The organism is Haliscomenobacter sp. (assembly GCF_040403615.1).
Taxonomy (GTDB): domain Bacteria; phylum Bacteroidota; class Bacteroidia; order Chitinophagales; family Saprospiraceae; genus Haliscomenobacter.
On record NZ_JBBAKG010000016.1, the window covers coordinates 1 to 13,862 of the forward strand.

The 13,862-nt window shown below is 44.6% G+C and carries 10 protein-coding genes; 5 read left to right on the top strand and 5 right to left on the bottom strand.

What is annotated here, in order from left to right; translation table 11 throughout:
* Positions 1–356: 356 nt before the first annotated feature.
* From ABW391_RS07280 to ABW391_RS07295, 4 genes are all read right to left on the bottom strand, one after another.
* Positions 357–911: a hypothetical protein gene (locus tag ABW391_RS07280; protein WP_353481184.1), complete on the bottom strand. Its 555-nt coding sequence runs from the start codon at positions 909–911 to the stop codon at positions 357–359.
* A complete protein-coding gene (locus ABW391_RS07285) occupies positions 912–7,691 on the bottom strand; it encodes a DUF6443 domain-containing protein (RefSeq protein WP_353481185.1) in 6,780 nt (2,259 codons plus the stop codon).
* Between the two features lie 90 nt (positions 7,692–7,781).
* Entirely contained in the window at positions 7,782–9,014 is a 1,233-nt protein-coding gene (locus ABW391_RS07290; protein ID WP_353481186.1) for a T9SS type A sorting domain-containing protein, read from the bottom strand.
* A gap of 62 nt (positions 9,015–9,076) precedes the next feature.
* On the bottom strand, positions 9,077–9,898 hold the full coding sequence (locus ABW391_RS07295; protein WP_353481187.1) for a tail fiber domain-containing protein: 822 nt from the start codon (positions 9,896–9,898) through the stop codon (positions 9,077–9,079).
* Between the two features lie 195 nt (positions 9,899–10,093).
* Between ABW391_RS07295 and ABW391_RS07300 the strand changes: the two genes are divergently transcribed.
* The 3 genes from ABW391_RS07300 to ABW391_RS07310 all read left to right on the top strand — a co-directional run bounded on the left by ABW391_RS07300 (position 10,094) and on the right by ABW391_RS07310 (position 12,118).
* Complete coding sequence (locus ABW391_RS07300; protein WP_353481188.1) at positions 10,094–10,363, top strand: helix-turn-helix transcriptional regulator; 270 nt, start codon at positions 10,094–10,096, stop codon at positions 10,361–10,363.
* Positions 10,364–10,680: 317 nt separating this feature from the next.
* Positions 10,681–10,839, top strand: a complete 159-nt coding sequence (locus ABW391_RS07305) for a hypothetical protein (protein WP_353481189.1) — start codon at positions 10,681–10,683, stop codon at positions 10,837–10,839.
* A gap of 136 nt (positions 10,840–10,975) precedes the next feature.
* Positions 10,976–12,118, top strand: a complete 1,143-nt coding sequence (locus ABW391_RS07310; RefSeq protein ID WP_353481190.1) for an ATP-binding protein — start codon at positions 10,976–10,978, stop codon at positions 12,116–12,118.
* Positions 12,119–12,410: 292 nt separating this feature from the next.
* Here the strand turns inward: ABW391_RS07310 and rbp are convergent, their stop codons facing one another.
* Positions 12,411–12,833 carry an RNA-binding regulator gene (gene rbp, locus ABW391_RS07315; protein ID WP_353481191.1) on the bottom strand — a complete coding sequence of 141 codons (423 nt, stop codon included), beginning with the start codon at positions 12,831–12,833 and terminating at the stop codon, positions 12,411–12,413.
* Between the two features lie 449 nt (positions 12,834–13,282).
* On the opposite strand from rbp, the gene ABW391_RS07320 reads away from it, so the two are divergent.
* Both ABW391_RS07320 and ABW391_RS07325 read left to right on the top strand, forming a co-directional pair.
* A complete protein-coding gene (locus tag ABW391_RS07320) occupies positions 13,283–13,552 on the top strand; it encodes a DUF4258 domain-containing protein (RefSeq protein WP_353481192.1) in 270 nt (89 codons plus the stop codon).
* Complete coding sequence (locus ABW391_RS07325) at positions 13,542–13,742, top strand: DUF2283 domain-containing protein (RefSeq protein WP_353481193.1); 201 nt, start codon at positions 13,542–13,544, stop codon at positions 13,740–13,742. The genes ABW391_RS07320 and ABW391_RS07325 overlap by 11 nt, the downstream gene beginning before the upstream one ends.
* Positions 13,743–13,862: the final 120 nt, after the last annotated feature.

The window sequence follows — 13,862 nt, forward strand, 5'->3', positions numbered from 1 at the left end:
CCCAAAACTAACCTATTTTTATAACTTACAATGTCTTAGCCTGACGGCTATGGTCAGAGACGCGGGAATAATGGGTTCAAGTCAGAGACATTGAACCAGCAAACCATGATGAAGAGGAAGACTTGAGCTAGCGGGTGATGGTTATTTTTTTGTGCTCGTCGCTTAAATTGCTCGTTGTCCATTTATTACGAACGTCAGAGACGTGCCGATAATGGTACGGGTCGTGAAGGCCCGTACCAGCGGTGATGCAATATTTTTGGTTGGTTTCGGAAGACTTGAACTAGCGGGGACTTGGACTAGCAGAGACATTGAACCAGCAGTGTCCGCTGGCGTGGAAGACTTACGCCAGCGGGTAATTATCTGAAAGAATCAAATATGCCTTCAATTAAAGTTATTGCATTGATACATAAAACCTTATCTAATGGCGAAACCTTGGAAAGCGCGTTCCTGCCAATGAACAACGAAAAAACCAATCTGCCACGATCAAAAATAAAATAAGCATTATTGCTAGGGTATGTGCCATCAATCGTACATGCTAGAGTATAATTTCCCGTTTCTATTTTTTTTATAAGCTTAAATATATTTATTGCTCTATATCCCTCAACTTTGATGGGGGGAATATTTACGAATATATCGTTTTCTATTTTTTCAATATTAATGCGACCTTGAATGATTTCTGATCTCATGAGTTTTGAATTATTCGATCCTTCCTGTATTTCAATCCACACTATACAAGTAGAAATAGAGGTATCTGCAACTATTTTTGAGAAAGTTTTTTGATACCTTGACCAAAATAGATCCACATACTTTGTATCTGATTCCACTAAATAGCAAGTGTTGCTTTTTAGAGATTGCGCACACATTGAAAGTGTAAAGAAAAGAAACACAACAACATTTAAGCAGTTATTCATTTAGTAACTATTTTTTAAATTTTGATAATGGCTTTTACCTTTAAGATAGTAATCATAGCCCTTTCTAATTGTCGGAGCGTCGTATTTTTCAACGACCCTTTCTGTTACAGTTTTACCATCAATAAACTTCATCGTTTCATTAATTCTCATTAAGTTACTGTATTGTGTTCTCAAAGGAATGCTTTTTCCAGTCGGATCTATCTCTGCTCTAACGATATTTTCAATATGAGATGCAGCGACTTCTTCACGATTATGTTTATCGTTAGCTATTTTGTTTAGCTTATCATTATACGCTATCATTGCTCCAGGCTTCGATAATTCTTCTAAAGAAGGAACTGCTGGCAGAGAGCGATCTGTTTTCCCTTGATCGAATCTCCATGAATGTCCTACCTCATGAGCAATGACTATTTCATTCCTGACCTCACCATCCATTTCAGTCTGATTTACATTAATATTTATATTGGTTCCTCTATTATCACCATTGAGGTAAGATTCAGCGTCCTTTAGTCCAGTATTACTATTATTTTCTCCTGTTCTAATAGCATTAATTGTATGAACGTGTTTTGATTTTTTTAGATCTTTCCAAATGGCGCTGAAAGTTTCCGAATTTTTCTTCAAAAATTGAATTTCTTTCTTTAAAATTCTTTTTTCCTCACCTGTAACGTCTCCAAATTCAATTTTCCTTCCATCGGGATCAACAAACAAAATGGGACTATCTGCACCATAATTGTAGGAAGATAAAGAATAATACTGTTCTGCGCTAGGATCCACCGCACTCCATCTTCCAATTGCGGCATCATACCACCGCGCCCCATAATCCATCCACCCCAGCCCAAAATCATCATTCAATTCCTTGCCATTGTACGTGTACTTGTTATCCTCTGCCGGATCATTCACCCAAGTCCCTTCCATGGCAAGGCCAAAAGGATAGTAGTGGTTCTCCTGAATAATCTCGGGAGTTCCATCCGCATTTTGATCCGTAAAACTGACTCTGGCATTGCCCAAATGATCCGTCATGGTGTATTCATAACGTGTAGTGGAGCCCGTAAAGTACAGGCGGCCTTCTGAATTGTAGATGGCTTGCATCACGGTATTTTGGTACTCGATGCCCATGACGTAGTCTTGGGTGTAGTTGGCGCTTTGGCCTGTTTCGGTTTTGCCGAGGAAGGCGGCGCCTTGTTTGGTTTCAAACCCGGGGTTGAGCAGTACCGCCGTGCCTGCTGTGAAGGTCACATTGCTGCCATTGTCCACGCGGCCAGTGGAAGTAATGGTGCCACTGGCGTTGTAGGTGCCGGAGGGGATGGGCAGGTTATTGATGGTTCTATCCCCATTGGGGTAGATGACCTGTTTTTTGAGTTTGTTGCCCGCAGCGTCATAGGTGATGTCGAGTTGGGAGCCATTGTCAAACAGGATGCGGCGCGGCAGGTTGAGGGGGTTGTAAGTGATGGTGATTTTTTTGTGTTCATCGCGGGTCAGGTTTCCGGCGTTGTCGTAAGTGTAGCCTTGGGCGGTGCCAGGCGTGGGCGTTGCGAAGCCTTTGCTTCCATCGGAGTTGTCGCGCAGTGTACTGAGTTGACCTTTATTGTTGTAGGTATAGTTCATGTTGTCGATCTGGTTGAAAGTACCATCGCCTTTGCGGCCAGTACGGGTTTGGGTCAGGATGTTGCCATCGCGATCGTAGCTGAGGGCATTGGCGTAGTTGCCGCTAGCGGTGTAGCTGCCGCCGCTGGTTTTTTCGGCATAAATGCCTTCTTTGAGGCGGTTGAGGTTGTCGTAGAGGAAACCATAGGTTTTGACGTTGCTGCTGCCTTGTACGTTCCATTTCATCATCGTGATGTTGCCCGCGTAGTTGGCGTTTTGGCCGCTGGCGTAGCGGCTATCCAGCGTGGCGTCGCCCTCTTTGTACACCAGTTCAAAGCCAAAAAGGTCAGTTCCCAGGCTGGCGGGGTCATTGAGTTTGTTCACCCAGCCTTGGATGTTGTAGGTATAGTCCAGGGTTTGGAGGTAGCCGCCGCCGCTGGCCTGATGCAGTTTTTTGCTTTTGAGCAGGTTGCGTTCGTCGTATTCCTGAAGGGAGAGTACTTTGGGTGCTACGCCGTTGACACTTTCGCTGGTTTTGGTCAGGCGGCCGGAGTGGTCGTATTCAAGGGTGGTTTCGATGGTGGTAGTAGTAGAACCTACGGTATGTTCACGTTTGGATTTGAGCGTCCAGCCGGGGAAGTTGATTTGTTGGTAGGTTTTGTCTTTGCCCCCCAGGTGATTGTCGCTGCGGGTTTGAACCACCCGCATTTTTTTGTCGTAGTAGGTGAAACTCAACAGGTATTGTGAGGGTGCTGCACCTGTAGCGGGCAATTGGCCTACTTTGACGGCGGTACTTTTGCCGCGCACCCGGTAGGTGGGCAGGTTGTAGCCCGAGGGCGGAGTACTGTAAGCTTCGTCGGTGCTGGAGAGCGTACCGTCGCGATTGAGGTCGTACTGGTCGTAGTAGTTTACGGTGTATACCTCAATTAAGCCGTCGGTAGGGAAGGCCGTGGTGGTGCTGTAGTAGTGTGGGCCACTGGTGCTGGGGCTCTCGTAGAGGCCATTGCCAGTGGCGGGCAGGCTACTGCCATTGTATTTGCCCGTGATCAGGGGGCGATTGAGGATGTCGTATTTGGTAAAGAGTTTAATGCCATTGCCATCTATACTGAGTACTGGGCGATCCAGGCGGTCGTAGTAGAGGTATTGCACATTGCTGCCGGGCACTTGTTTGGAAGTAAGCAGACTCGTATTGTTAGGGTCGTAGGTGTATTTGTACAGGCGTTCCCCTTCGGTGCTGCTGGCTACTGTCCAGCCAGTATTGCTCTCCAGGAGTGCGCTGGCATTGGGGGGCAGTACAGTCTGGACGCCGCCGTGGTCGTAATATACGGTATAGGTTTTTTCGCCGCCGTTGACGGTGAGCAAAGTACGACCAATTTTGTCGGTATAGGTAATGCTGGTTTTGCCATCGGGGTCGGTTGCGGTTGTTTTCATGAGGCTATTGGCCGTGTAGTAGCCGCTGGTTTTGAAGTTGCGTACTTCGTTGCTGGTGTTGGTGCCATAGGTCATACTGCCTGGCTTGCTGCGGAAGGAAGTACCCGCGAGGTATTGTTGTTTGGGGCGGCTGAGGGGCGAGTTTTCCAACACGGTCTCCGTGTAGGCAGACCCTTCGGCAATGGCGGTATAAAAACTTTGTTGTTCACTGATGGCATTTGGCCGAATCGCGCGAGCATTGGTCTCCGCGATGGTATAGGGCAGGTATTTTTTTACTTCGCGTCCAAATTGATCATACTCCATGAAGCTGACGATGTCCTTTTGGGTGGGTGACTGATTCAGATCAATTTGTTGGATGGGGCGACCCAGGCCGTCAAAAAACTTGTAAGAATCGATCAGGTTGGCACCCGATAAGCCGGAAATGCCTGCGGTGGTGGTGATCCCGGCGGTTTGGATCAAGCGGGTTTTGATTACATTATCGGGGATATAGATATTATTTGCTGGATCAATTAATCGATAAACATAATCCGTACTGCTTACATAGTCGCCATTGAAGTCTTTTACACGCAGCAGGCGCAGCAGGGCATCGTACTCAAAATTGGCCGTGAGGTTGCTTTCCTCACTGATGGCTTTGACGAGGCAGGAGTTGCGGTCATAGCTGGCAGTAGTCATGAGGGCATCCTGGGGGTAAAGGCGCAATTCATCGAATAAGGCACCAGAAGTATTGACCGTCACAGCGGCGTTGCTGGCTGTACAATCCAGCAGGCGTTCGACGTAGGCCCAGCCGTCGCCTTCGGTTTGGTCGGTAGTGGTCGTGAGCACAGTACCGCCGGAGAGTGTTACACTTACGCCTCCGGGTGATTTGCTGTAATAACTGAGGATGTATTTGCCGATGGGGAGTCCCGTTTTGGTAAAACTTCCAGACCCGGTGCCGAAACATCCCGCGCCAGCTTTTGCTGGGCTGGCACCATTGTATTGGATGTTGTTGGTACCCGTGATGCTCCAGTTGCCCTGGGTGGCTTCGGTGGTTTCAAAGCTGGTGTAGGCTACTTCGTTTTGAGCGGCATTGAGTACTTTGGCGGCCATGCGGGTATGGTAATTGCTCCAGAGGGCGCTTACTGGTTGGTCGTACTCGCGTTGTAGTTGGAGGAGGTTGCCATATTTGTCGTAAGACTGAACGGTGAGTTGCAGTTCATCCGCCTGGCTGGAGTTGTATTTGTCATAAAAACGGTAGGGCAAGACCAGTCCGCCGGGGAATTCATCCACGGAGTACTCCACCTTTACTTTTTTGGTGAGTACATTGTCTACTTGTTCTTCTACTTCCACGGGTACACCAAACATACCTTTGGTCACCAGGGCGGATTGCAAGGGTGTGGCATCTTCAGTGAAGCGCACAATGCTGGTGTATGTTTTGCCATCGCTGTTTTGTACGGTAGTGACTGTTGGCTGGGTCACTTTAAGGTTACCGTGAGTATAATTAGTCGTTGTGCTTACCTCACCATTGAGGATACCCGCTCCGTCGTAGAAAAATTGTTTGTCGGTTTTGGAAGCAAGAAATTTCCATTTTTGCTGGATGGTGTAATAGCTGCGGCAGAGTCTAGCGCCATAGCCCCTTTGAGCAACACAGTTGGTTCCTATTTGCAGAGTGGTTAGCCAAGAAAAGCCACCTCCTGCATTTTGACAAAGGGTAAATGCATTGTCTTGATCTAGCTTTTGTTCTACTTTGTAGCCATTGCAGCTGGTGAAATTGCGCGTTTCGCCGATATCATAGCTATAGGAAAAGCTCGTTTCGCTTAGCTTTTTACTCTGATCGTCGTAAGTAATACTTTTTGACAAACTGCCTTGACCATTGTTGCCATGTACAAAGTATGATACCGTTTTTCCCGCCATGATCTCTTCCACACGATCATAACCAACATGGCCAAGCTCTTCGCTTCCCAGCGAAGTATTATTTGCGGCAGTAACGGTTATGTATCGGCAAATATAGTCATGGTTCTCAGGATAGGAAATACAACTACCACCTATATATTCACATGGGATTAGAATTTCAGGAAGATGTCGATTAGAAGAAAAACTCAGGTAATCCAATCGCGTTAGAAGCTTACCACTGGAGTTGTTCGGATCATTGGGCAAGCTTCCTTCCTTGATGTAACGGTAATACTTTTGATTGATTAAAACACCATTGTAATTGTAATTTTTGATTTCTTTAATCCGTAAGCCCCCTACATATCGATCGATGCCGCTACCATCATCGCTGGCCACCAGATGAGTTTGATAGTAGTACTCTGTATAACCTTTGGTTGGGTAAGTAACTTTGGTTAAGATACCTGCCTTTACTTTGGTCGTATCAGTATTGCGGTTGGCGTTTTGGCCAGGATAGGTTACCGTGTTATACGTGAATGAAGGTATGAGCCCCTGGAGGTTTGGATTGCTGTTGTAATAACCCCAGAAGTCAATTTGACTGGAAGTAGGACTTGGTAGCTCTAAAGTATTGTATTCGAACAGGTAAGGTTGTTCACAGGTAGCAGTACCTGCTGCACACTGCTGAAGGCTTAACAACTTTAATCGATTATTTGAGGTTGCGGAACTCGTGGCAGGGTAAGTAAACTTCCACTCCATAATTCCGGTTGCCCCATTTTCGCCTTTTTTTATAATGAGTTTATCCAATCGCTTGCCACCATTTGCATAATGCGAAACATCAACTGAGGATTGAAAATCTACCGTTTCAATAGTGGTTGTGCCTGTGGTATTGGGATCTCGAAGTTTGTAAGAGATTCGACTCAAAAACTTGCGATTCAGAATATACGTTTGATTGGTGAACCCACCTTTTTGCACATTGGGGGTAGTGTTGTTTTCCCCACAAGGTGTTAAAGGGGGGCCGCAGCAGGTCCCAGGAGTACCATTTTGATTAATGTATTCAGTTGACAACCAATAGGTCATTGATTGATTTGAAGCCAAATTGATCGGTGGGCTGTATGCCGCAGTCATGGTTTCGTATTCGTATTCCATGACCTCCGTTCCATTAGCTGAAGTGACTTTGCTGAGGTACCAGCTACTATTAAAGATATACCTTGCTTTATTGCATTGACCTGTTTCAGAGCATTCAATGAAGGCATCTGTTACTTCTGTAGCGGTAAATTCATAAATATTCCCCAACATGTCTTTGATGGTGAAAGAGGTAATGTCTTCTGGGCCATAAACAGGCTGAATCACCACGTCTTTCTTTTCTACCTGATAGATGTTCTTGCGCGCATCGATATAAAACCGACCGGAATACCCGCCAAAATTGAAGTAGTACACGTCGGGTTCTGTTTCAATATTACGTCCAGCTACACTGTACAAATAATCATTCTCTACAAATTGATCAGTATACCCAGCTGTTGTTTCAGGTTTAATTTGGTCGGCTTTGGAGTAATAATTGGAGTTCAAATCGGGCATGCCGTTCATGGAGCGAGTGATTACTCCACCATTTGCCAGAGTCCATCCTAGACCCACCCAGGTTGGTAGATTGGCCACTTTGTTGCCAGAACCGTCATAAGAGAGCGTTATGGATTCTTTCAATTCTTTGCCTTGAATGCTGTACAAGGGGATCGATACATTCAGGGCACCAGTATAGGTGTTTACGTTCCCTTCCCCAAATTTGCCCAGACTGGAAGCTTCAGGGGTATTGGGCAAGGTGATGGAAGGAAGTACAATGGGCGGAGAAGTCTGGCTAAAAAGCCCGGTTGGAGTGGTCCAAAAGACCAACAACATCCCCTTAATGATCAATTTACAATATTTTGAGCATCTATTGCGAGCAAACATAAATCCTTGATTTTGATTTTTAAGTAAAAACCCTACACCCTTTTCGACGTCCAATTATTCTGAAAAAATGAGTTTTTCGATTAGTAGTTTATTGCCAATACGCAGGGCACATACATACATCCCCGCCTGATAATTTGAAGTTCCACCAAGGTTAATTCCATACTTACCTGGTGCCATAATGCCCAGATCGGCTTTGTGAACCAAGATGCCCAAGGCATTGAATACCTGCACCTCCACTTTTTCAGAAGTTGACAACCAATAGCTGATTCTTCGATCGTTGCTTTTTTGGGCGGGGTTCGGAAATACCTTCATCCCATAGTTTTGATGGTCCTCTTTGCCCAATTCAGCTAGTTCAATGGCATTGAGTTTCTTTGACTTCAAGGCATATTTCCACACGCCAAATTTGAGTGTACCTCCGAACAGCACCTTGTCATGTACGGCGATGGATTTCATTCCTTCAAATGGCAATTCCTGGTCAATTTTTTGAGTGTCTTTGACTACACCTTTAATGTTGCCCCCACTGTAAAGTGTTGAATCTGCTACTACCAAGGCTTGGATGTTGGATAGCCCGGTAGTCTGCTTGGTACTCTTCCCCCAAAAACTCAGGCGTTCGGTTTCAATGATCTGATCTCCGCTGGTGCCGAGGTATACAACCTTACCGTCGGTAGCCAGGCTAGCTACATCGTGAGGGGTACCTACATCGACCAGGAGCCAAGTTTTGCCGTCGTCGGCACTCAAGTATATACTTTTACTCGTTCCAGCAATGATGTTGCCATCCTTGACCAGCATAGCGTAGATGTTTCTGGATACCCCTATCGGACGGGGCAACGGGGCTTGTTCCCAACTTTCTCCGTCATCACTCGATATAAATATGCCTTTGTTTGTTCCAGCGTAAAGGTTTTTGCCTTTTTGGGCCAGCGACAAGATGATGTCCGTACTTAATCCTTTTGCTTGGCGTTCCCACTTGAGGTCATCTTGCAGTGAGCGATAGATACCATTTCCCGTTCCGATGAAAAAATATTGGCCGAAAGCCACCATGCATCTTGGCGTTAAACTAGCGATGCCCCTGTCGCTTCGTTCCCAAGAATCACCCAAATTATTGGTTCTATAGACTCCTTGTCCATGTATGCCTGAATACAAATGCTTTTTTTGGGAAGACAAAAAAAGCACAGTTCCTTGGGGAGATTCAGTGGGCTGCCAGACCAGTTCTTGGCCATGCGCTTGCAAAACAGAAACGATCAATAGAACCAAAAGCGATCCCTTTATGAAGTGGATTGGGAATTTCATATTTTGAATTTATACAGCAAAAATTCTGGTTGAACATTTGATCTCTGTCCGTGTATCCTTATTTACTTCTTTTTCAGAAGCTCAATTTCCTTTTGTAAGTCGTCGATTTGTTTTTGTTGGGTCTTAACTGCCTCAATTAAAATGGGAATCAATGCGGTGTAATTGACTGCCAAATATCCATCTTCGGAGGTGGACACAATCGAGGGCAATACTTTTTGTACGTCTTGCGCCGAAAGTCCGTATTGGTCTGTTACCGTTGTTGATGCTTTGTCGATGTTCTTTTTTGCATCGACTAAGGCTTTTTTCTCTTTTTCGTCAGTTGGGTTCAGTTTATCCAAATCCGTTCTGAGTTTTGAATTCACAATGGGGGTAAAGTCATAACGGATGCCATTCAGCTGATTCAGGATGCTTAAACTGTTGTCAATTTTAATGATGTTTTTTTTCAGTCTGATGTCCGAAAAAGTAGATACGTTTTGAGTTAAAGTTCCTCTTATCAATAGATTACCATTTACATCGAGTTTCATTCCAATGTTGGCTCCAGTAGAACTCGTTGAAAAATAGATGCCATTGCTGCCATGCAGGTGCAAAGCATCCGAATCATCACTAGCAGAGCCAGTAATGTTGGCACGTGCTTCGCCTAAAAAAGCATATTCGCCAGATCCTGAATTGCCAAAATCGCCAAAAGAAATTCTCGATTTGGTGCGATAAGCATCACTACTGTTAAGCCCTAAAGCTTCTGTGCTCACCAGCCCCGAGGGGTCATTTCCAACTCTTTCGAGGCCTAAAATGACCTTCCCTGTTGTGGTTACTTTAACCTGTGCAAATGCCTTTTGGCATACCCCAAAAGAAACAATGAAACCAATCAGGAACAGCATCTTTTTCATAGTAAATTATTTTGTTGATGTGTTTTTGAGCTGTGATTTGTTTTTATGACACTGCAATTTTCCGAAAACTTAACATTAAATTAGCGTCTGAAACTTCACATCGATGAGAAGTTTTAGCTACTTTCGTGTAAACTTTTAGGCGAGGTTTTTGAGTCGTTTAAAGAACCCACATTGTTAATTCCCAAAACCGAATCAATGATCACTGTAATTACCCCCAAAAGAGTAGCACTCAACATACGTGCGTGGCGTGAACATTTAGGATTCAAGCAGCATGTTGTTGCAGATGAGATTGGCGTTTCTCGAAAATGGTATGTTGATTTAGAAAATGTAAAAGTGAAATTTAGGGTGGATCAAGTTTTAGTCATTGCTCAATTTTTTGAAATACCACCCACTGAATTTTTTAAAGCCGAAACTGATTTCAACAAACAAAAAATTGCACCTCCTGAATTAGAATATAATTTATAATATATTGTTGAATTGAAGATTATCCAGGTTTTTGGCAAACTTCTTCAAAAAATGGATATGTAGGAACTGGTGTGCAAACCAATTTGTAATTTTCACCTTCTGAAACTTTCTGCTGGCGCAAGTTTTGCGCACAAGCGGGGTGTGAAGATACTTACGCCAGATGGGATTTTTCTCCCAGAATGACCTTGTTTGGGCGTATCGGTATAGCCGTTAAAATCCCAGGGGGTGCCGTACCAATGTGGAATGATCCTGGTCAATAAAGCTTCAGTAAATAAAGCTCCAGTCTGGTAGCCAATTCTCCTACCGGATTTGCTATCTTGAATGGGCTACAACCCGGTACCAACTGGCTCTGGAACCTGAGCCTGGATCGACAAATTTCGCGCAATTTGCAGTTGCGGTTCAGCTACGAGGGGCGCAAAACTGGCGACGCCAAGGCCGTACATGTTGGTAGGGTGCAGGTTGGAGCGGTATTTTGAACCAGCAAACCATGATGGCGAGGAAGACTTGCGCCAGCGGGGTAATTTGTTGATACTAAGTCTAATTTTTTCGATTCAAATCAGAAAAATCAGTCGTTTTTTTTGATTTGAATCGAAATTAGTTAATTTTAACCCTATGTTAATCGAACGTTTACAAGGCAAAAACATCGGCAATTGGATGGACAAAGGCAAAGCCCTAGTGGTTATTGGCCCTAGGCAGGTTGGCAAAACCACTCTTGTTCGCCAAATATCGCAGAGCTTGGGTCGGAAAACCCTTTGGCTGACCGGCGACGACCCCCAAACCCGGGCCATGTTGGACAATGTTTCGCTGGGGCGAATGCAAACCATTATTGGGCAAAACGAAGTTTTGGTGGTAGACGAGGCGCAGCGTTTTACCAATGCCGGATTGATGCTCAAATTGATTACCGACCATATTCCCAATATTCAATTGTTTGTCACAGGTTCTTCGTCGCTCGACATTGCTTCTCAGACCAAAGAAAACCTGACCGGACGAAAAATCGAGTTTCACCTTTACCCGATTTCCTTTGCTGAAATGTGCGCTCACCATGGCTATCTGCGCGAACGCTCTTTGCTAGAACATCGCCTGTTGTATGGCTATTATCCGGAGGTGGTAGCGCAGGACCCACCACAAGCACAAAAAATACTCGCTGATTTAAGCGACGGTCTGATGTATAAAGACCTGCTCACGCTCGATCAAATCAAAAAGCCCTCTTTGTTGGTCAAATTACTACAAGCACTTGCACTACAGCTTGGCAGTGAAGTGAGGTACTATGAATTAGCACAAACCATTGGTGCCGACCCAGTTACAGTGGAGCGCTATATTGACCTGCTGGAACAGTCCTTTGTTGTGTTTCGCCTACCTTCTTTTAGCCGGAATGCCAGAAATGAACTAAAAAAAGGAAAAAAAATTTATTTCTACGACAACGGTATTCGAAATGCCATTTTGAAAAATTTTGCTCCGCTCGAACTCCGAAATGACATAGGCGCACTCTGGGAAAATTTTCTGATTGCAGAGCGCACCAAACGTAATGCCTATTCTGACCACGCTTGTAACTCCTTTTTTTGGCGGACAACTACCCAACAGGAAGTTGATTATGTAGAAGAAGCCAACGGTATGCTGTATGCTTTTGAATTCAAATGGAATCCGAACAAAAGTGGCTCTTTCCCCAAATCTTTCTCTGAACTGTACCCAAACAGCCAGATAGCTTTTGTCGATCGCGACAATTTTGAGCAATTTGTAAATCCTATGGGGCGATAAAAAAACCGCCCGACCAAGTCTTCCCATTAATACCCCAAGCGCAACGCTGGAACAACGTCTTCCAGACATTGAACCAGCAAACCATGATGGAGAAGAAGACTTGAGCCAGCGGGGTCTATTTCCTCAATCCGTGTATTTGACTTAAGCCAGCGGGATCTGTAAACGCAGAGATAATAGGTACAGGCCGTGAGACCCGTACCAGCGGTAAGCGCAATGTTTTTCGTTGATTTTGAAAGACTTAGCCTAGTGGGGGAAGAAGACTTGAGCCCGCGGGGCGGAATAGAGTTCCTTTTTAATAGCCGCCACCGCCGCCACGATTACCGCCGCCACCGTAGCCGCCACCGCCACCACGATTACCACCGCCGCCACCGTAGCCGCCACCGCCACCACGATTACCACCGCCACCACCGTAGCCGCCACCGCCACCACGATTACCACCGCCACCACCGTAGCCGCCGCCGCCACCACGATTTTCGCGGTCTTCAGCTTTTTTAGCTACAATTGTACGACCATCTAGATCACTATTGTCTAGACCCTCAATGGCATTGAGCGCTTCGTCGTCATTTGGCATTTCTACAAAGCCAAATCCTTTTGAACGCCCTGTTGATTGGTCCATAATGATTTTTGCAGAATCAACAGTTCCGTATTGCTCGAACGCTTCCCGTAAATCGTCGTCTTGCGTGTCGAAGCTTAATTTTGCAACAAAAATATTCATAATTAAAGATTTAAAAGTTAACACCTCAAATAAGAGTTGTGAAGAAAATTTGTACCAAGTGCACTATAGTCGTGCGCTAAATAGGGGTTAAAGCCATGCATCTTTCTGAATTCAGCTTCAACTTGATGTCTATTTCGCACGAAGGTAACGCTATTTTTATATTGCAATTGCTGGCGGCCAGGAAACGACAAGAGCGGCACCCAACAATAGTTGAATGCTGCTCTTGTACACTGTATCCATATCGGCTTACACCATCTCGCGAGAATACTTCTTTCCCCACTAGTCCAACCCTTCCCAATATCTTCGCTAAGTCGAATTTCGACACTTAAAATCTAATGAAGCGACAAAAAATGTTTTTTTATTTTTTAAATAAAACTAATTCACTATTTTGGGGGAGATTGTAAATAAATTTCGTAGGGAATTATGTAAAATTTGTAAATTACAAGGGTATGCCGAAAGTAGTTATTTCAGGTCATGCAAGAGAGCAAATGGAAGAACGGGGAATAACAGAAGAAATTGTTTTCTCGATTATTGAAAAACCCCAACAAACAATTGCTCAAGGAGAAAATAAACTCATTTATCAATCGATTTGGTATTTTGAGAATGAAGGTAAAGAATTTCTAGTGAGGGTATTCGTTAATATTGTAAAAATACCTAATCTGGTTATTACGGTTTACCTAACCAGCAAGGTGGAAAAATATTGGCGAAATGAAAATTAAATTTGATCAAGAGGTCGACATCCTTGTTCTTCGCTTTTCAGAAGAAAAAATCTTGGAAAGCGATGAAGTAAAGCCCGGGGTTATTCTGGATTTTGACAGTGAAGGTAATATTGTCAAAATCGAGATTTTGGATGCATCCAAACGAATGGCAGCACCTTTTAAATTGGAATATGAAGTGGCTAGCGCTTAAATGAATGATTTTGTGTAATGCAAATATCCTTCCTTTCACAGCATTGCAGTTGTTAAACGCTGAATTCACCCGCTAGCCCAAGTCTCTCCAAACCCACCAAAAACATTGCACTACCGCTGG

Excerpts from the sequence above, each read along its gene's own strand:
- ABW391_RS07280 (WP_353481184.1), bottom strand. The coding sequence starts at position 911 with ATGAATAACTGCTTAAATGTTGTTGTGTTTCTTTTCTTTACACTTTCA.
- ABW391_RS07290 (WP_353481186.1), bottom strand. The coding sequence starts at position 9,014 with ATGAAATTCCCAATCCACTTCATAAAGGGATCGCTTTTGGTTCTATTG.
- ABW391_RS07295 (WP_353481187.1), bottom strand. The coding sequence starts at position 9,898 with ATGAAAAAGATGCTGTTCCTGATTGGTTTCATTGTTTCTTTTGGGGTA.
- ABW391_RS07300 (WP_353481188.1), top strand. The coding sequence starts at position 10,094 with ATGATCACTGTAATTACCCCCAAAAGAGTAGCACTCAACATACGTGCG.
- ABW391_RS07310 (WP_353481190.1), top strand. The coding sequence starts at position 10,976 with ATGTTAATCGAACGTTTACAAGGCAAAAACATCGGCAATTGGATGGAC.
- rbp (WP_353481191.1), bottom strand. The coding sequence starts at position 12,833 with ATGAATATTTTTGTTGCAAAATTAAGCTTCGACACGCAAGACGACGAT.
- ABW391_RS07320 (WP_353481192.1), top strand. The coding sequence starts at position 13,283 with ATGCCGAAAGTAGTTATTTCAGGTCATGCAAGAGAGCAAATGGAAGAA.
- ABW391_RS07325 (WP_353481193.1), top strand. The coding sequence starts at position 13,542 with ATGAAAATTAAATTTGATCAAGAGGTCGACATCCTTGTTCTTCGCTTT.